Here is a 17,595-nt window from a genome sequence, read left to right as displayed (position 1 = left end):
GTCAAGATGACTATTTTAGAAAAGGCAAATACCGGTGAAGCCGCCAAGGCAAAAAATCCCGCGATTGCAGAGTACCGGGCCAAGCGTGATCAGGATAATAAAACTGCATTGGAAGAGGGTCTTCAAGCAGTTGTTACGCACAGTAATGAACTTAAAGCCGCCAAGGCGCCCACGGGGTTCGGGGTGATGAGCGTCGGCGGGGTGAATGCAGTTGAAGATTTTGTGATGGATAATGTATTGCCTGCTGCAGACGATGGTAAGGTCAATCTTTTTCACCGAGACCAGTTCAAGTCGGGGCTAATGTTGGAGATTCCATTGTGGGTGCCTTCGGGGGGGGATGATGGCAGTTTCGATTATGTAACTCTGCATGTAAATGGTGTTCCGGTTGTCAACGGCGTAGAAGACGGTGTGCAGTATACCTACAAGTTTGAAGTGCCTGTTGCTGCCACCGATCTTCCTGGTCGTTTTGTCATCCCTTTCAACAGTTTGAAAGTGGGCGGGGATGGTATCAAATTGATTGGTTACTCGGTGTATAGTAATGAGACGGGCAACAAAGAAGAATCTGAAATTCAACTGCTGACACTGGATTTGCTGGACCCCGCGTTGAACGATAACCCCGCGCCAATCGAGTACCCTGCCGACGTGACTGATGGCGTCGTTACCCTGAAATACCTTGCTGAGCACAGCGGGACATTGACGCTTCATGTTCCTCCTTATTTTGATTATTACCCGGGCGACAAATATCAGTTGTACATCGCTGGTAACCCGGTACCTGTTCGCAGTGGCGACGTTCCCCCAGAGGCAGAGGACGATGGCTTCGACATCGAACTCGATGAGGACACTATCAAAGCGATTGGCGAAGGTGTTTCGGTGCTCCAGTACAAGCTTGAGGACCGGGCTGGGAATCGCTCGGACTTTTCCATCCCGGTTCACCTGACGGTGCGTCTGACCCCCGAACCCGAGGACCTGCTGAAGCCGCTGGTACCCGCTGCACCGATTAGTCGGGAGGACGCCCGCACTGGCGTGGAAGCTATCGTGCCGGCTTTTAAAAACGCTCAGGCAGGCGATGAAATTCGGGTGTATTACCGTGATGAGGACACTGTAAAAGTCATTATCTGGCCGAATGATCGGGTCACCTTTAACTGGGATGAGATTGCTTTGCCCAATGACCAGGTGAAAGACCCAGCGGTACGGGTATGGTATGACGTCATTCGTGGCAAGAACACCTGGACATCGCCCGACACCGAGGTGGCGGTTGACTTGACCACCATAGGCCCCGACCCTGTCGGGCCTGGACCGATCAACGCCACGCTGGTACCGGTTCGCGCTCAAGGCAACAGTTCGAAACAACCTGGTTTTATTCGCCCAGCGGATGTCGGCTCAGGTGCGGTTCTGCTCTTTACCGTGTACGAGAATGCGAAAGTGGGTGAGTTCGTCCGGTTGTTCTATGGTCGAAAAGACAATGCAGTTACACACACCATCGCCGCAGGCGAAACACCGGGGACTGTCATCTCTATCCCGATTCCCTGGAATTTCGTCGAGAGCCTGGGCAATGGCACCATCGCGATCGGTTACGAAATCCAGGAAACCGAAACCACCGGCAACCCGCAACAGGCGGTCGATGGCAGCGTAGAGGTCAGTATTGCCACCGTGACGGTAACTGCAAAAGTGACATTCCCGGATCGCATTGGCGGTAGCAGCGATGTACCGGGTACAACGCCAGTGACCGCTTTGGGTATATTGAATTGTGAACGTCCTCGTCCTTTGCCAGACGGTATCAGGTTGGCGATCGCAGAGCGTGCGGGAGTGTTATCCAAAGATGATCTTGTATTTATTACACTCAGTGTGTGCAGCGATAAGGCCGGTTCAATAGTTGTCACTGACAGGACGCGGGAAATACCGGTGGTTGTCAGTGATCAAGAGGCTACTTCAAATCGAATCGAGCGTGTGTTGCCACTGCTCAAGTCTTACTTCGAAATCGCTGACCAGCCTGGCAAGTACTATGAATTGGGGTCGTTCCGCGCCAGTTGGCGGATCGTAAAGGCCGGTAATATTCCGGGTAGCTCTCAGGCATCGGCCGTGCGTTATGCCCTGCGTAAGCCAGGTGGCGGTTTGTGTCTGCCTCAGAGCTGACAGTCGCGTGCTGGGGGAAACCCCAGCACGCTGCGTTGGTGAGGAATTAAATGCAAGCTACCTAGGAAATTTCCTACATATCTCACTATTCAATACCCCTAGGCTATGTACCTTTGAAGTTACGAGTCGAGGCAGTCGCCTCAATTCAACTGATTATTTTTCAAGGGGTCCATGCATGCGAACTACAATCGATAAAACAAGCACAAAAAAGCCGCTATTTGTATTTATGAATATGTTGATGCTATTGCCATGGGCGCTTGCAAGTGAGCAGGCATTGGCCATTCTAGTTGATAACCAGACGCTGACACTTACCGCTGCAGATGCACCGGATACTTATGATCTCGTCAATGGTGCAGTGCTGACTACCCAGGATGCTTCCACGTTGTCCATTCGTGTTACCGCGTCGACCGTGCAGCTCAATGGCGGCACTATCTCGGGCGGCAGTTCCAACGGCTTGCACCTGTTTGGCAGCAACGCGACCGTGAATGGGGCAGTTGTTTCCTCAACGGGCGCTGTCGGGATGGCCATAGCACGGGTAGGGGCCGCACCGTCCACCGCCACTGTCAGCAACAGCACTATTACCGGCGCTAGGCTGGGGGCCCAGGTGTCCGCCAGGAGCACATTGAACATCAGCGGGACCACGGTCACTGGCAGCAATGCCGACGGCATCGGCCTAGCGATCCTTGGCGGCACTGTCACCGCTACTTCCGGTACGCAATTCAACGGTACAGCGGCCGGAGTTCGCATCGGGCGCGAGTCAGCCATCAATTCGCAAGCGCCGACACTCACCTTGGATAACTCCAGTGCCACTGGCGGTACGGGCCCTGCAGTTCTGGTGCGCACTGATACAGTCGCTGAAATCAATGTTAGAAATGGTTCGACCTTGAACGGTGGTAACGGCGCCATTCTTGAGGTCCAGGGCCCTGCCACGGCCAACCTGAACGTGGCAGCTTCTTCGTTGCGCGGCAATGTGCAAATTGCTGATACCGCCACCGCTAACCTGAAACTTGATCAGGCGTCTCTGGTGGGGGATGTAGTTGTTACACCTGGTGCCAACGCGTCGTTGGCGCTTGACAACCGCTCGCAACTCACCGGCAACTTGAACGGTGTGCAGCAGGTAAACATCAACAGCAACTCCAACTGGACCCTGAACGCCAACAACACCATCGGCGACCTGGCCATGACCGGGGGCCGCATCACCTTCGGCGACGAAAACTCGTTCTATGAACTGAATGTGCAGAGCCTATCGGGCAATGGCGAGTTCTACATGGCGTCCAACTTCGCCAGCGGCGCCACCGATTTCCTGAACGTCACCGGCAACGCCAGCGGCACCCATGGGCTGATGGTCGGCACCAGCGGTACCGACCCCGCCAGCGTGGAGCGCCTGCAGCTGGTTCATACGGGCTCGGGCGATGCGCAGTTCAGCCTGCTCAACGATCGCCAGGAAGTAGACTTGGGTGCCTACTCCTACAAGCTGGTGAAGGACGGCCAGGATTGGTACCTGGACAGGGAAACCCGCACCATCAGCCCGATGACCCGCACGGTCATGGCCCTGTTCAACACCCCGATCACCATCGCCTACGGCGAAATGACCTCGCTGCGCAGCCGCATGGGGGAACTGCGTTACAACCAGGGCAAGAACGCCGGGGTGTGGATGCGTGCCTACGGCAACCAGCACAACATTGCCGACGCCTCGTCGGGCGTAGGGTACCAGCAGAACCAGCGCGGGCTGACCTTCGGGGCCGATGCGCAACTGGGCGAAAGCAACTGGACCCTGGGCCTGCTGGCCGGCCACAGCCGCTCGGACCTGAACCTGAGCTACGGCAGTTCGGGCAGCATCGACAGCTACTATGTGGGCGGCTACGCCACCTGGATGGACCCTGAGAGCGGCTATTACGTCGACAGCGTGCTCAAGTACAACCGCTACCAGAATGACGCCAAGGTCGGCCTGAGCGATGGCACCCGCACCAAGGGCGACTACGACACCCACGGCATGAGCGCCTCGGTCGAAGTCGGCAAGCACATCAAGCTCGACGATGGCTACTTCATCGAACCCTTCGCCCAGGTGGCCGCTGCGGCGGTGGCCGGCAAGGACTTCACCCTGGACAACGGCTTCGACGCCAATGGCGATGTCAGCCGCTCGCTGCTGGGCAAGGTCGGTACCACGCTCGGCAAGACCATCTCGCTGGGCGGCGACAGCATGATCCAGCCCTACGTGAAGGCCGCGTTTGCCCATGAGTTCGCACAGCGCAACCAGGTGCAGGTGAACGACAACGTGTTCAACAACGACCTGTCCGGTTCGCGCGCCGAGCTGGGCGCAGGGGTTGCCTGGACCGTCGCCAAGGACTTCCAGGTGTACGGCGAGGCTGGCTACATGAACGGCAAGAACATCGAGATGCCGTACAGCTTCAGCCTCGGCGCAAGCTATCGCTTCTGATCAGGCGAGCAGTAGAAAAGAAAAGGAAGCCTCGGCTTCCTTTTCTCGTTTCAGGGGTTGGCGGATGTTCGTTCGCCCGCCCAGTGCCGGAACAACGGCTCGGCCAGAAACAGCACGAACAGCAGGCGCATCACCTGCAGCGCGGTCACCAGCGGTACCGACAGTTGCAGGGTTTCGGCGGTCAGGCTCATTTCGGCGATACCGCCGGGCATCATGCCCAGGGTCAGCGAGCGCAGGTCCAGCGCCGTCAACGCGCTCAAGGCCCAGGCCGCGAGGCCCGCCAGCAGCATGGTCAGCGCCGTGGCGACCAGGGTACGGCCCAGAAATGACGGCGCGCGACGAAAGAACGCGCGGTTGAAGTGACAGCCCAGGCCGCTGCCGATCAGCCACTGGCCGAGCTGGCTGGCGCCGTCGGGCAGGCCGGTGTGCAGGTTGGCGCCGATGCTGATGCTCGAGGCCACCAGCAGCGGGCCGAACAGCCACGGGTTGGGCTGGCGCAGGCGCTGCCAGAGCAGTGCGGCCAGCACCCCGAGCGGCGCGATCAACGCCAGCCAGTAACCATCCACCGTACCGGCATGGCTCAACGGTACGCCGTCGCCGAGCAGGAACTTGAACGCTGCGGGCACGCACAGCACGACCGCCAGTACCCGCAGGCTCTGCCCGGCGGCGACGCGGCTGAGCACTGCGCCGTTGCGTGCACCCAGGTTGACCATCTCGCCCGAGCCGCCCGGCATGCTGGAAAAGAACGCCGTGGCCCGGTCTTCACCGGTGCGCAGCAACAGCCATACGCCGATCAGGCTGGATACGCTGGTGATCAGCGCGCCGAAGAAGATCAAGCCGAAATGGCTGGCCACCTGTTCGACCACCTGGGGGGTGAAGTGCAGGCCGATGCCGACGCCGATGATCCACTGGCCGCACTTGCGCCCGTTGGGTATTTCACCGATCTGCCAGGGCGTCAGGCAGCGCACCAGAATCACCGCCAGCAGCGAGCCGACCATCCATGGCAGCGGCCAGCCGACCAGGCTGGCGAGATATCCGCCGGCCAGGCCGACCAGTGGAGTGGCCCACCAGGTGCGCAAGGTGGATTCAGACATCGGCCAGGGCACGACGCTGGGCGCTGCGGCGGCGCCATATACGCAGCAGCGGCAGGGTCAGCATCAACGCGACCATCGCCCACACCCCCAGGCTGATCGGGCTGGCCCACAGAATCTCCAGTTCACCGTTGGAGATCGACAGCGCCCGGCGCAGGTTCTGCTCCATCAGCCCGCCGAGAATGAAGCCCAGCAGCAGCGGCGACAGCGGGAAGTCCAGCTTGCGCAGGATGTAGCCGAAGATGCCGATGCCGATCATCAGGAACAGGTCGAAGGTGGTGGCATGCACCGCATACACGCCGATCGCGGTGATGATCGCGATCACCGGCACCAGCGCCCAGTTGGGCACCGACAGGATGCGGGTGAACAGGCGCACCATGGGGATATTGAGGATCACCAGCATGATGTTGGCGATGAACAGCGAGGCGATCAGGCCCCAGACGATATCCGGTTGCTGTTCGAACAGCAGCGGGCCGGGGGTGATGTTGTACAGGCTCAAGGCACCGATCATCACCGCCGTGGTACCCGAGCCCGGTACGCCCAGGGTCAGCATCGGCACCAGGGCGCCGCAGCAGGAGGCGCCGATGGCGGTTTCCGGAGCGGCCAGGCCGCGCTTGTCACCCTTGCCGAAGGTGCCGCTGGCACCGGCCAGGCGTTTTTCGGTCATGTACGCCACGGCACTGGCCAGGGTCGCACCGGCCCCGGGCAGCACGCCCATGAAGAAGCCGAGCAGGCCGCAGCGGATGTTCACCACGAACACCGAAGCGGCTTCCTTGAGGTTGAACAGCATGCGTCCGGTGGCTTCCACGGCCTTGTGCCCGTGGTGGGTCTTTTCCAGCAGCAACAGGATCTCGCTGATGGAGAACAGGCCCAGCACCAGCACCACGAACTGGATGCCGTCGGTGAGGTGGATGCTGTCGCCGGTGAAGCGGTACACACCGCTGTTGGCGTCGATGCCCACGGCCGAAAGGAACAGCCCGATCAGGGCGGCGATGAAGGTCTTGAGCGGCTTGTCGCCGGCCATGCCGCCCAGTGCCACGATGGCGAACACCATCAGCACGAAATACTCCGCCGGGCCGAAGGCGATCGCCCACTTGGCCAGCAGCGGGGCGAACAGCACCATGCCGCAGGTGGCGATGAACGCACCGATGAACGAGCTCCAGGCCGACAGCGACAGCGCCACCCCGGCCAGGCCCTGGCGAGCCATGGGGTAGCCGTCCAGGGTGGTCATCACGGTGGAGGCTTCACCGGGGATGTTGAGCAGGATCGAGCTGATGCGCCCGCCGTATTCGCAGCCCAGGTACACCGCGGCCAGCAGGATCAGCGCCGATTCCGGCGGCAGGCCCAGGGCGAACGCGATGGGGATCAGCAGCGCCACGCCGTTGATCGGGCCCAGGCCCGGCAGCAGGCCGACCACCGTACCGATCAGGGTGCCGCACAGTGCAGTCACCAGGTTGTAGGGGCTCAGGGCGACGCCGAAGCCCTGGCCGAGGTAGCTGAAAGTATCCATGTCAATTCTCCAGAACGTCGAGCAGGCCCAGGGGCAGGGGCACATCCATGGCACGGTCGAACAGCAGGTACAGGGCGATGCTCATCAATCCGACGATGACCGCACTGGGCAGCCAGCGTCCTCCGTACAGGCGCGCCATGGGGATGCCGATCAGCGTGCTGCTGAGGATGAAGCCCAGGGATTCGAAGGTGGCGGCGAACACCAGCAGCAGGCCGGTGCACAGGCCGATCTTGATCAGGCTGGCGCGGTCCAGCTCTGGTTCGTCGTCCTTGCGCACGATGGGCGTGGGACGGATCGCCAGGTAGAGCAGAGCGATGGCCATCAGGCCGAGCATCAGCAACGGATAGGCGCGCGGGCCGACCGGTTCGTAGGAGAAGGCGGCCTGGTAGGGCCAGGCCATGACGGCCAGTGCGGCGCAGGCGGCCAGCAGGGTCAGGGCGAAAAGGCGTTGCAGGATCATGGGGGAATCCTCGAAGGGCAAACCTGCACCCGTAGGAGCCGGCCTTGCCGGCGAATGACGCGCCACCGACCTGGCGGGACCGCGGTGATTCACCGGCAAGGCCGGCTCCTACAGGTGAAGCGATGGGTTACTGGATCAGTCCGAATTCCTGGGCCAGTGCCTTGTAGTCCGCTACCTGCTGCTTCACATACACGTCCAGCGCTTCACCGGTCATGGCGAACGGGAACAGCTCGCGCTGGTCACGCAGCTTGTCGAATTCATCCGAGGCCAGCAGCGTGTCGAACGATGCCTTCCACCAGGCGTAGTCCTCGTCGCTCACCTTCGGCCCCAGGTAGAACCCGCGTACTACTGGCCAGACGATGTCGTAGCCCTGTTCCTTGGCGGTAGGGATGTCCTTCATCTCGGGCTCGTCCAGGCGTTCGGGGGAGAACACCGCCAGCAGGCGCATGTCGCCGCTCTGGATGTGCGGCATCGAGTCGGAGATGTCCGTGCTGCCCACCTGGATGTGCCCGCCCAGCAATGCGGTGGCAATCTCGCCACCGCCTTCCAGTGCCACATAGCGCAGGTCGCGCGGGTTGATGCCGGCGGCCTTGGCAATCAGTGCGGTCTGCATCCAGTCCTGGCTGCCAACGGTGCCGCCCGAGCCGATCACCACCTTGCCAGGGTCTTTTTTCAGTGCCGCCACCAGGTCATCGAGGGTCTTGTAGGGCGAGTCCTTTTTCACCGCGATGGCGCCGTAGCTGGTGCCTACCGCTGCCAGCCAGCGCACTGCGTTCTCGTCGAAGCGGCCGAACTTGCCCTGGGCCAGGTTCAGCAGCGAACCGCTGGACCACGCCACCAGCGTGCCGGCGTCGGCCGGGCGCTGGGCCACCACAGCGTTGTAGGCCACCGCGCCGACTCCGCCGGGCATGTAGGTGACGCGCATCGGCTTGCTCAGGATCTTCTCGTTGAGCAGCGCGCTCTGCACCAGCTTGCAGGTCAGGTCAAAGCCGCCGCCGGGCGAGGCCGGGGCAATGCACTCGGGGCGTTTGGGTTCGGCGGCCAGCACGTTGCCGGCCAGCAGCAGGCAGCCGGTGGCCAGGGCGATCTTGCGCAGTGAAAAAGTCATCGTCAGTCTCCGTGAACATTGTTGTTATGGGCGGATTACCAAAGCGCCACGCTGTAGCTCACCAGCAGCCGCACTTCGTCGGCGTCGCGGGAGAAGTTGGAACGGAAGGTGGCGTTACGCAGGCGCACGGCGACGTTCTTCAGGGCGCCGCTCTGTACCACGTACTTGAATTCGGTATTGCGCTCCCACTCCTTGCCTTCGCCACCGCCGGCTCGGCTGACGTTGTCGCCACTGAGGTAGCGGCTCATGAAGCTCAGGCCGGGTACGCCGAGCTTGGCGAAGTCGTAGTCGTAGCGCACTTGCCAGGAGCGCTCGTCGGCCTGGGCGAAGTCGTTGATCTGCACGAAGTTGACCAGGTAGGGGTCGGCGCCATCGACGTAGGGGAAGGCGCTGTCGCCCGACAGGCGCTGGTAGCCGGTGCTCAGCTTGTGGCCGCCGAGGGCATAGCTGAACAGGCTGCCGAAGGCGGTGTTGTCGATCCTGCCGCCGCGGGCCTGGCCCTGGTCGCCGCTGAACGCCACACGCACATCGGCGCCGAAGGTGCCCGGGCCGAACGGCTGGGTCGCGAGCAGGCCGACGAAGTGCTGGCGGTACACGTCGTCGAGCTGGGCGAAGTGATAGCTGCCGGTGATGCGGTCGGTGAGCTTGTAGTCCACTCCGGCCATGTCGAAATGGTTGCCTTCGGCCGTGCCCAGGAAGCGACCGTTCTTGTTGTTGAGGGCGATGTCTTCCTTGTTGGTGTCGTTGCGGTCCTTGACCTTTTCAAGGCGGCCACCGGTGAAGGTCAGGTGCCTGATTTCCTGGGAGGTCAGCAGCCCGCCCTCGAACGTCTGCGGCAGGATACGCCCGTCGTTGGGGCGCAGGGTGGGCGTTTGCGGGATCAGCGTACCGACCTTCAGCTCGGTGGCCGACACCTTGACCTTGCCGGTCAGGCCGAGCTTGGAGTACTCGTCGGCGGCGCGCCCGTTGTCATGGGTTGGCAGCAGGCCGGTGCCGGTGCGGCCCTTGCCGGAGTCGAGCTTGACCCCGAGCATGCCCAGGGCGTCGACGCCGAAGCCGACGGTGCCTTCGGTGTAGCCCGATTCCAGGTTGAGCATGAAGCCCTGGGCCCATTCCTCGCGCTTGGATTGTGTGGTGCTGGGCTCGTTGTGGAAATCGCGGTTGAAGTACATGGTGCGTGTTTCGAAGGTGGCGGTGCTGTCTTCGACGAACGCGGCCTGGCTCAGCGGGGCGACGCCGACAAAGGCGAGGGCACTGGCGATGGCAGAGGGACGAGGGTGCAGGCGACGGGCAGGCGCAGGCGCCTGAGGCTGGGTGGACAGCATCGTGGGGTGACTCCGTTATTGTTCTTATTCGGGTCGAACGCTTCGGTTCGATCTACGGCCTGTACAACGGGCCGTCAGGCGATGCTAGGGGCTCAACCTTTCGCTAACCTTTCAGTGGCCTTTCAATGTTTCGATGGCTTCACAGGCGCCCGCCGCGCTGTAAACTCCGCGCCATTGAACGCGACACGACCAGGAGAAATCGATGCGTGTACTGCTCGTCGAAGACCATCTGCAACTGGCTGAGAGCGTGGCCCAGGCCCTCAAGAGCACAGGCCTGACGGTGGATGTGCTGCACGATGGAGTTGCTGCCGACCTGGCCCTGGCCAGCGAGGAATATGCCGTGGCGGTGCTCGATGTGGGCCTGCCGCGCATGGACGGCTTCGAGGTGCTGGCGCGCCTGCGGGCCCGCGGCAAGACCGTGCCGGTGCTGATGCTGACCGCCCGCAGCGACGTCAAGGACCGGGTGCACGGCCTGAACCTGGGGGCTGACGACTACCTGGCCAAGCCGTTCGAACTGACCGAGCTGGAGGCGCGGGTCAAGGCCCTGCTGCGCCGCAGCGTGCTCGGTGGCGAGCGCCAGCAGACCTGCGGCCCGCTGGTGTACGACCTGGATACCCGGCGCTTCACCCTGGGGGGCGAGCTGTTGGCCCTGACCTCCCGCGAACAGGCCGTGCTCGAGGCGCTGATCGCCCGCCCTGGCAGGGTGATGAGCAAGGAGCAACTGGCGGCGCAGGTGTTCGGCCTGGACGAGGAGGCCAGCCCCGACGCCATCGAGATCTACGTGCACCGCCTGCGCAAGAAGCTCGACGGGCATGCCGTGGCGATCGTCACCTTCCGTGGGCTGGGCTATCTGCTCGAGCACCGTGATGCGTGACGCCGGCAGCCTGCGCGGGCGCCTGCTGTGGAACCTCGCCCTGCTGCTGGTGGTGCTGATGGTGGCCAGCGGGCTGAGTGCCTACTGGAACGGTCGCGAGGCCGCCGACACTGCCTATGACCGTACCCTGCTGGCCTCGGCGCGCACCATCGCCGCAGGGCTCTCGCAACGCGACGGCACCCTCAGCGCCGATGTGCCCTACGTGGCATTGGACACCTTTGCCTACGACAGCGCGGGGCGGATCTACTACCAGGTCAACGACATCCATCAACGCCTGATTTCCGGCTACGAAAACCTGCCCGCACCGCCGCCCGATACCCCGCGTACCGATGACTATCCGGCCCTGGCGCGCTTCTACGATGCGCGCTACCTGGGCCAGGACGTGCGGGTGGTCAGCCTGCTCAAGGCGGTGAGCGAGCCGAACATGAACGGCATGGCGGAGATCCGCGTGGCCGAAACCGAAGAGGCGCGCGTGAGCATGGCCCGCAGCCTGATGGCCGATACCCTGCTGCGCCTGGGCATGCTGGCGATGGGGGCGTTGCTGCTGGTGTGGTTTGCGGTCAGCGCCGCATTGCGCCCGCTGGAGCGCCTGCGCAGCGCCGTGGAAGAACGCCAGCCCGACGACCTGCGCGCCCTGCCGGTGGTTCAGGTTCAGCGCGAACTGGGGCCGCTGGTGCGTGCACTGAATCACTTCACCGAGCGCCTGCGGGGCCAGTTCGAGCGCCAGGCGCAGTTCATCGCCGACGCCGCGCACGAGTTGCGCACCCCCCTGGCGGCGCTCAAGGCGCGGGTGGAACTGGGCCTGCGCGCCAAGGACCCGCAGGAGTGGCGCACCACGCTCGAACTGGCGGCCCAGGGCACCGACAAGCTGACCCACCTGGCCAACCAGCTGCTGTCGCTGGCACGGGTGGAGAACGGTGCGCGCGCCATTGCCGAGGGCGGTGCACAGTTGCTCGACCTCAGCCAGCTGGCCCGCGAGCTGGGCATGGCCATGGCGCCGCTGGCGCATGCACGGGGTGTGGCATTGGCACTGGAAGCACAGGCGCCGGTGTGGATACGCGGCGAGCCGACGCTGCTCAACGAATTGCTGAGCAACCTGGTGGACAACGCCCTGGCGCACACCCCGGCCAATGGCAACGTGATTCTGCGGGTGACGGCCCCGGCGGTGCTGGAGGTGGAGGACGACGGGCCGGGGATTCCCCCGCAGGAGCGCGAGCGGGTGTTCGAACGCTTCTATCGGCGCAGTGCGCAGGGCACCGGCCTGGGGCTGGCCATCGTCGGTGAGATCTGCCGCGCACACCTGGCGCAGATCAGCCTGCACGATGGCGAGCGCGGCGGGCTCAAGGTTCGGGTCAGCTTCAACCCGGGCGACTGATCAGGCGCGAAACATGTGCTTGGCGCCGATCAGCTCGCTGACCTGCAGGTGGCTGTTGGGTGGCAGCTTCAGGTGACGCATCGCCGGCAGGCGCGCCAGGGCATGTTCGTTGCCATCGCTGAGGGTGCGCGCGATCTGCACGATGTCGACATAGTCGAGCTTGTCGGTGCTGCGCTCCAGGTTCTGCGACAGGCTCGGCAGCCCGGCCAGTTGCTCGGGAAATTCCCACACGCTGAGGATCTTGTCGCCCAGTACCGGGTGGATCAGGTCGATCACATGGTTCAGGCAGACCGGGTCGGAGAGCAGTTCGTTGTGTTCTTCGGCATAGGTCAGGATCGGCAATGCGCCGATCTGGTGGACCAGCCCGGCGAGGGCGCCCTGGTCGGGCTTGAGCTGGGTGAAGCGCAGGCACAGCTCATAGCTGATGCCGGCCACTTCCAGGCTCTTGGCCCATATTTCACGCATTTTCTGTTCGACCACCGGTGAGCGCGCATGGAAGATCTGCTCGATCACCAGGCCGATGGCCAGGTTGCAGCTGTAGTTGATACCCATGCGGGTGATGGCGGTCTGCAGGTCGGTGACTTCGGTGGCCGCACGCAACAGGGGGCTGTTGACCACCTTGATCAGGCGTGCCGACAACGCGGCGTCGCGGCCGATCACCTTGCTCAGGGTGCTGACGCTGATCTCGCTGTCTTCAGCCGCTTCGCGGATGCTCAGGGCCACTTCCGGCAAGGTCGGCAGCACCAGGTCATCGTTGTCGATGGCGCTGAGCAATTGTGCTTCAACGATCTGGGCCAGCGTGTTCATCGTGGATTCTCTAGCGCATTCAGGGGCCCCACCGCCACACGCGGCGGGGCAGGTGGGCTCAGCGCTGGATTTCGCGATCGCGGTCCAGTTCGTAAGGCAGGCTCAGCAGTTCCAGGCGCGGGCCCTCGGGGCTGCCCAGGTGCAGGTTGTCGTCTGCTACCGCATCGGCAGTCAGCACCGCCAGCAGCTCGCTGCCCTGCGCGCTCGTGGCGGCCAGCACCACCTCACCCACCGATGAGGCATGGGTAGGGGAGAACACCTCGGTGCCAGGGGCCGGAGCAGTTCCCTCGGCCAGGGCCAGGCGATACAGGCGACGCTTGAGCTTGCCCAGGTACTGCATGCGCGCGACGATTTCCTGCCCGGTATAGCAACCCTTCTTGAAGCTGACGCCACCCACGGCCTGCAGGTTGATCATCTGCGGGATGAACAGTTCGCGGGTCTGGGCCATCACCTGGCCGATACCGGCGCGGATCTGCCCCAGCAGCCAGGCGTCCAGCGGGCCTTCGTCGAGGTGCTCGGCCAGTTGCTCGCGTACGGCTGCGGCCTGTTCGGCCGGTACCCACAGTTCGGTGCGGCCCGGCGATACGGCAATTGCGAACAGGGGGTCGTGCCGGCTGATGGCGCCATCTTGCGTCGGCGGCTCGATGCCCAGCGCCTGCAACGCCTTGTCGCCATGCTGCAGGCCGAAGCGCGCCCAGGCACTGCTCTCGTCGGTGAGCTTGGCCTTGGAGAACACGGCGTACTTCTTCAGGTCGGCCAGTTGCGGCTCGAGCAGTTCGTGGGTCATTGCCAGCACGAAGCCGTCGGCGTGGGGCACGATGCGAAAGCTCGACTGCATGCGCCCTTTGACCATGCAGCGCGCGCCGAGGCTGGAGGTGTGCTCGTCGAGGTAATTGATGTTGCAGGTCAGTTGACCTTGCAGAAACTTGCCGGCGTCAGAGCCGCGGACGGCGAGGACGCCCTCGTGGGACAGGGGGCAGAAAAAAGCGGAGTCGGCCATGGGTCTTCGCAGGTAATCAGGACTGGGGGTCATCATAGAGTGCTGTCGGCAAAATAGGTAGCCGACCTAGACCAACGCCTTGTGCCGTTCACAGGCTCGGCCTGTATACTGGCGGCCAATTTGAGGAGGGCTCCATGGTCGTCGAACAATCTGAACTCAACCGGCTCTTCTGGCATAGCCGCCGCGGCATGCTGGAGCTGGACGTGCTGCTGGTGCCGTTTACCCAGGAGGTGTACAGCACCTTGAACGACGTCGACCGCGCGCTCTATGTCCGGCTGCTGACCTGTGAAGACCAGGACATGTTCGGCTGGTTCATGGAACGCAGCGAGTCCGACGACCCTGAGCTGCAGCGCATGGTGCGCATGATCCTGGACCGTGTCCAGCCCAAGTGACCGCTTCGAGTGTCGCTGGCAGGGCTCGAGGGCCCTGCTGGCGGCCTACCTCGCATGCCAGTTGCTGGCGCTGATCGCGCTGTGCCTGCTGGCCATTTCGCTATACATGACCCTGCTTGGCCTGGCGCTTTGCCTGGCACACGCAGCCTGGGTCGTGCCCCGGCATATCCTGCTTACCCACCCGCGTGCCGTCACCGGCCTGCGCCGTGATCCTTCTGGCTGGCACCTGTTCAGCGCGGCCACGGGCTGGCAGCAGGTGCAACTGCGCCGCGACAGCCTCGCCTTGCCCGCCCTGGTAGTGCTGCGTTATCGCCGGCCGGGGCGGCTGTTCAGCCAGAGCCAGTGCATCGCCCCCGATGCGCTGGAACCGGTGCTGCACCGGCGCCTGCGCTTGCGGTTGAAGTTCAGTCGGCGTAGGTGGGTGGCCGTAGAATAGTGTCCAGAGCTTCGGGCAGCATGTCCGGGTAGTCCAGGGTGTAGTGCAGGCCCCGGCTTTCCTTGCGCTGCATGGCCGAGCGGATCATCAGCTCCGCTACCTGGGCAAGGTTCCTCAGCTCGATCAGGTCGCGGCTGACCTTGTAGTTGCTGTAGAACTCGTCGATTTCGTCCAGCAGCAGACGTACCCGGTGCTGGGCGCGCTGCAGGCGCTTGCTGGTGCGCACGATGCCGACGTAGTCCCACATGAACCGGCGCAGCTCGTCCCAGTTGTGCGCAATGATCACATCTTCGTCCGAATCGGTGACCTGGCTGGCATCCCAGCAGGGCAGGGCCTGGGGCATGGCCACGCTGTCGAGCCTGGCGAGGATGTCGGCTGCCGCCGAGCGGCCGTAGACGAAACATTCGAGCAGCGAGTTGCTGGCCATGCGGTTGGCACCGTGCAGGCCGGTGAAGCTGGTTTCGCCAATGGCATAGAGCCCCGGTACGTCGGTCTGGCCGTGGTCGTCGACCATCACGCCGCCACAGGTGTAGTGCGCCGCCGGTACCACCGGGATCGGCTGGGTGGTGATGTCGATACCGAAGGTGAGGCAGCGTTCGTACACGGTCGGGAAGTGGCTTTTGACGAACTCCGCAGGCTTGTGGCTGATGTCCAGGTACACGCAGTCGACGCCCAGGCGCTTCATCTCATGGTCGATGGCGCGGGCCACGATGTCGCGCGGGGCGAGTTCGGCGCGCGGGTCGAAGCGCGGCATGAAGCGCTCGCCGTTGGGCAGCTTGAGCAGGGCGCCTTCACCGCGCAGTGCTTCTGTGATCAGGAAGCTCTTGGCCTGCGGGTGGTACAGGCAGGTGGGGTGGAACTGGTTGAACTCCAGGTTCGCCACCCGGCAGCCGGCGCGCCAGGCCATGGCGATCCCGTCGCCGCAGGCGCCGTCCGGGTTGCTGGTATAGAGGTAGACCTTGGCCGCCCCGCCGGTGGCCAGCGCGGTGAAGCGGGCGCCAAAGGTGTCGACCTCGCCGCTGGCACGGTTGAGCACATAGGCTCCCAGGCAGCGCTCGCCGGCCTGGCCCAGGCGCCGTTCGGTGATCAGGTCGACCGCCACGCGCTGTTCCAGAAGCTCGATGTTCGGGCGCTGGCGGGCCTGCTCCAGCAACGTGGTGAAAATCGCCGCGCCAGTGGCGTCGGCCGCGTGGATGATGCGCCGGTGGCTGTGGCCGCCCTCGCGGGTCAGGTGGAACTCGAAGCCGCGTTCATCGACGCCGGCCTGTTCGTCACGGGTAAACGGCACGCCCTGGTCGATCAGCCACTGGATCGCCTCGCGACTGTGCTCGACCGTATAGCGCACCGCGTCTTCATGACACAGCCCGCCGCCGGCATTGAGCGTATCCTCCACGTGGGACTGTACCGTGTCGGTGTCGTCGAGCACGGCGGCAACACCGCCCTGTGCCCAGAAGGTCGAGCCGTTGGCCAGCTCGCCTTTGCTCAGTACGGCGATGCGCAGGTGCGCCGGGAGGTTCAGGGCCAGGCTCAGGCCGGCGGCACCGCTGCCGATCACCAGAACGTCATGTTGGAATTGTTGGCTCATGTCAGGGATATCCGAGCGAGGCGACCACTAGTATAAGGACGGGGGTATCGGCACAATAGTCAGGTGTTTATGGCATTGTGAAACTATCGTGAAACGGGCTGGGTTGCCTTTATAACAGCCTCGAGGGCCTGATTTCCATGACGTGCGGTGCGACCTGATGCTTGCATGTGGGAACTTTCCTGGAACCCTGCCTATCCATAGAAGGTTGCCTGCATGCCAGGACGCGGCGGCGACGGGAGGCCTGGGGCTGATATCGGCTTTGCCTGCGTACACGAGACCAGAATATTGACGCAGCCGGCCGTGACCGTGCTGCGTTTTTCGTGCGAGCCGTTCAAGGGCCGCAGGAAACTTGCTTGGAGGGGAGAACTTTTGCGAAAAGCCCGAGTCTATGGTTGCAAGCCTGAACGATGGCCGCTGCAGCACTCCTCCAGGTCCACCGAGGAGTGTTCATGCTAACCCAGGAAGAGGATCAGCAGCTTGTCGAGCGCGTGCAGCGTGGCGACAGGCGAGCGTTTGATCTGTTGGTGCTGAAGTATCAGCACAAGATTCTCGGGTTGATCGTGCGTTTTGTGCACGACACCCATGAAGCCCAGGATGTGGCACAGGAAGCGTTCATCAAGGCTTACCGTGCGCTTGGCAATTTCCGTGGCGACAGTGCGTTTTATACCTGGCTGTACCGCATTGCGATCAACACGGCGAAAAACTATCTGGTATCCCGCGGTCGACGGCCGCCAGACAGTGATGTCAGTTCCGAGGATGCGGAATTTTACGATGGCGATCATGGCCTCAAGGATCTCGAGTCACCAGAGCGCGCGCTGTTACGAGATGAAATCGAGGGCACCGTCCACCGAACCATCCAGCAGCTGCCAGAAGATTTGCGTACGGCGTTAACTTTACGTGAATTCGATGGTCTGAGTTACGAGGACATTGCGAGCGTCATGCAGTGTCCGGTGGGTACCGTGCGCTCTCGAATTTTCCGCGCTCGGGAGGCCATAGATAAAGCCCTGCAGCCGTTGTTGCAGGAAACCTGAGACAGCGGCGACAGCCAAGAGAGGAACCGCC

At 63.0% G+C, this 17,595-nt stretch carries 15 protein-coding genes; 7 read left to right on the top strand and 8 right to left on the bottom strand.

What is annotated here, in order from left to right; genetic code table 11:
* Positions 1-6: 6 nt before the first annotated feature.
* Positions 7-2,133, top strand: coding sequence for a hypothetical protein (locus tag LOY33_RS20095; protein WP_058540935.1), 2,127 nt, complete (start codon positions 7-9; stop codon positions 2,131-2,133).
* A 1,063-nt stretch (positions 2,134-3,196) separates the two neighbouring features.
* The gene (locus tag LOY33_RS20090; RefSeq protein WP_161493036.1) at positions 3,197-4,570 is read left to right on the top strand and encodes an autotransporter outer membrane beta-barrel domain-containing protein; all 1,374 of its coding nucleotides are present in this window, start codon (positions 3,197-3,199) and stop codon (positions 4,568-4,570) included.
* 50 nt (positions 4,571-4,620) lie between these two features.
* On the opposite strand, the gene LOY33_RS20085 is transcribed toward LOY33_RS20090, so the two are convergent.
* The 5 genes from LOY33_RS20085 to LOY33_RS20065 all read right to left on the bottom strand — a co-directional run bounded on the left by LOY33_RS20085 (position 4,621) and on the right by LOY33_RS20065 (position 10,064).
* On the bottom strand, positions 4,621-5,664 hold the full coding sequence (locus LOY33_RS20085; protein ID WP_043860091.1) for an AbrB family transcriptional regulator: 1,044 nt from the start codon (positions 5,662-5,664) through the stop codon (positions 4,621-4,623).
* Positions 5,657-7,171, bottom strand: coding sequence for a tripartite tricarboxylate transporter permease (locus LOY33_RS20080; protein WP_043860092.1), 1,515 nt, complete (start codon positions 7,169-7,171; stop codon positions 5,657-5,659). The genes LOY33_RS20085 and LOY33_RS20080 overlap by 8 nt, the downstream gene beginning before the upstream one ends.
* 1 nt (position 7,172) lies before the next feature.
* Complete coding sequence (locus LOY33_RS20075) at positions 7,173-7,631, bottom strand: tripartite tricarboxylate transporter TctB family protein (protein ID WP_043860093.1); 459 nt, start codon at positions 7,629-7,631, stop codon at positions 7,173-7,175.
* 127 nt (positions 7,632-7,758) lie between these two features.
* On the bottom strand, positions 7,759-8,739 hold the full coding sequence (locus LOY33_RS20070) for a tripartite tricarboxylate transporter substrate binding protein (protein ID WP_043860094.1): 981 nt from the start codon (positions 8,737-8,739) through the stop codon (positions 7,759-7,761).
* 35 nt (positions 8,740-8,774) lie between these two features.
* Positions 8,775-10,064 carry an OprD family porin gene (locus LOY33_RS20065; RefSeq protein WP_043860095.1) on the bottom strand — a complete coding sequence of 430 codons (1,290 nt, stop codon included), beginning with the start codon at positions 10,062-10,064 and terminating at the stop codon, positions 8,775-8,777.
* A gap of 202 nt (positions 10,065-10,266) precedes the next feature.
* On the opposite strand from LOY33_RS20065, the gene LOY33_RS20060 reads away from it, so the two are divergent.
* Both LOY33_RS20060 and LOY33_RS20055 read left to right on the top strand, forming a co-directional pair.
* Positions 10,267-10,938 (top strand): response regulator, encoded by a 672-nt coding sequence (locus LOY33_RS20060; RefSeq protein ID WP_043860096.1) that lies wholly within the window; start codon positions 10,267-10,269, stop codon positions 10,936-10,938.
* Positions 10,931-12,313, top strand: coding sequence for a sensor histidine kinase (locus LOY33_RS20055; RefSeq protein ID WP_043860097.1), 1,383 nt, complete (start codon positions 10,931-10,933; stop codon positions 12,311-12,313). The genes LOY33_RS20060 and LOY33_RS20055 overlap by 8 nt, the downstream gene beginning before the upstream one ends.
* Here LOY33_RS20055 and LOY33_RS20050 read toward each other — a convergent pair whose 3' ends face one another.
* The gene (locus LOY33_RS20050) at positions 12,314-13,120 is read right to left on the bottom strand and encodes an HDOD domain-containing protein (protein ID WP_054914777.1); all 807 of its coding nucleotides are present in this window, start codon (positions 13,118-13,120) and stop codon (positions 12,314-12,316) included. It lies immediately after the preceding gene.
* 58 nt (positions 13,121-13,178) lie between these two features.
* On the bottom strand, positions 13,179-14,120 hold the full coding sequence (locus LOY33_RS20045; protein WP_043862036.1) for a folate-binding protein YgfZ: 942 nt from the start codon (positions 14,118-14,120) through the stop codon (positions 13,179-13,181).
* 134 nt (positions 14,121-14,254) lie between these two features.
* Here LOY33_RS20045 and LOY33_RS20040 point away from each other — a divergent pair, with 134 nt between their 5' ends.
* Positions 14,255-14,512, top strand: a complete 258-nt coding sequence (locus tag LOY33_RS20040; protein WP_043862035.1) for a succinate dehydrogenase assembly factor 2 — start codon at positions 14,255-14,257, stop codon at positions 14,510-14,512.
* The gene (locus LOY33_RS20035; protein WP_043862034.1) at positions 14,496-14,948 is read left to right on the top strand and encodes a protein YgfX; all 453 of its coding nucleotides are present in this window, start codon (positions 14,496-14,498) and stop codon (positions 14,946-14,948) included. The genes LOY33_RS20040 and LOY33_RS20035 overlap by 17 nt, the downstream gene beginning before the upstream one ends.
* Here LOY33_RS20035 and nadB read toward each other — a convergent pair.
* Entirely contained in the window at positions 14,917-16,533 is a 1,617-nt protein-coding gene (gene nadB / locus LOY33_RS20030) for an L-aspartate oxidase (protein WP_054914774.1), read from the bottom strand. The two genes, LOY33_RS20035 and nadB, sit on opposite strands and share 32 nt — an antisense overlap.
* 449 nt (positions 16,534-16,982) lie before the next feature.
* Here nadB and rpoE point away from each other — a divergent pair, with 449 nt between their 5' ends.
* Complete coding sequence (gene rpoE, locus LOY33_RS20025) at positions 16,983-17,564, top strand: RNA polymerase sigma factor RpoE (protein ID WP_010220971.1); 582 nt, start codon at positions 16,983-16,985, stop codon at positions 17,562-17,564.
* Positions 17,565-17,595: the final 31 nt, after the last annotated feature.

It is taken from the genome of Pseudomonas sp. B21-036 (assembly GCF_024748925.1).
Lineage (GTDB): Bacteria > Pseudomonadota > Gammaproteobacteria > Pseudomonadales > Pseudomonadaceae > Aquipseudomonas > Aquipseudomonas palmensis.
This window is presented reverse-complemented; position numbering and strand designations above follow the sequence as displayed.

What these genes read in the sequence shown, in the direction of transcription:
- LOY33_RS20045 (WP_043862036.1), bottom strand. Translation starts at nt 14,120, where the DNA reads ATGGCCGACTCCGCTTTTTTCTGCCCCCTGTCCCACGAGGGCGTCCTC.
- nadB (WP_054914774.1), bottom strand. Translation starts at nt 16,533, where the DNA reads ATGAGCCAACAATTCCAACATGACGTTCTGGTGATCGGCAGCGGTGCC.
- LOY33_RS20085 (WP_043860091.1), bottom strand. Translation starts at nt 5,664, where the DNA reads ATGTCTGAATCCACCTTGCGCACCTGGTGGGCCACTCCACTGGTCGGC.
- LOY33_RS20040 (WP_043862035.1), top strand. Translation starts at nt 14,255, where the DNA reads ATGGTCGTCGAACAATCTGAACTCAACCGGCTCTTCTGGCATAGCCGC.
- LOY33_RS20060 (WP_043860096.1), top strand. Translation starts at nt 10,267, where the DNA reads ATGCGTGTACTGCTCGTCGAAGACCATCTGCAACTGGCTGAGAGCGTG.
- rpoE (WP_010220971.1), top strand. Translation starts at nt 16,983, where the DNA reads ATGCTAACCCAGGAAGAGGATCAGCAGCTTGTCGAGCGCGTGCAGCGT.
- LOY33_RS20075 (WP_043860093.1), bottom strand. Translation starts at nt 7,631, where the DNA reads ATGATCCTGCAACGCCTTTTCGCCCTGACCCTGCTGGCCGCCTGCGCC.
- LOY33_RS20065 (WP_043860095.1), bottom strand. Translation starts at nt 10,064, where the DNA reads ATGCTGTCCACCCAGCCTCAGGCGCCTGCGCCTGCCCGTCGCCTGCAC.
- LOY33_RS20055 (WP_043860097.1), top strand. Translation starts at nt 10,931, where the DNA reads ATGCGTGACGCCGGCAGCCTGCGCGGGCGCCTGCTGTGGAACCTCGCC.
- LOY33_RS20080 (WP_043860092.1), bottom strand. Translation starts at nt 7,171, where the DNA reads ATGGATACTTTCAGCTACCTCGGCCAGGGCTTCGGCGTCGCCCTGAGC.
- LOY33_RS20095 (WP_058540935.1), top strand. Translation starts at nt 7, where the DNA reads ATGACTATTTTAGAAAAGGCAAATACCGGTGAAGCCGCCAAGGCAAAA.
- LOY33_RS20050 (WP_054914777.1), bottom strand. Translation starts at nt 13,120, where the DNA reads ATGAACACGCTGGCCCAGATCGTTGAAGCACAATTGCTCAGCGCCATC.
- LOY33_RS20070 (WP_043860094.1), bottom strand. Translation starts at nt 8,739, where the DNA reads ATGACTTTTTCACTGCGCAAGATCGCCCTGGCCACCGGCTGCCTGCTG.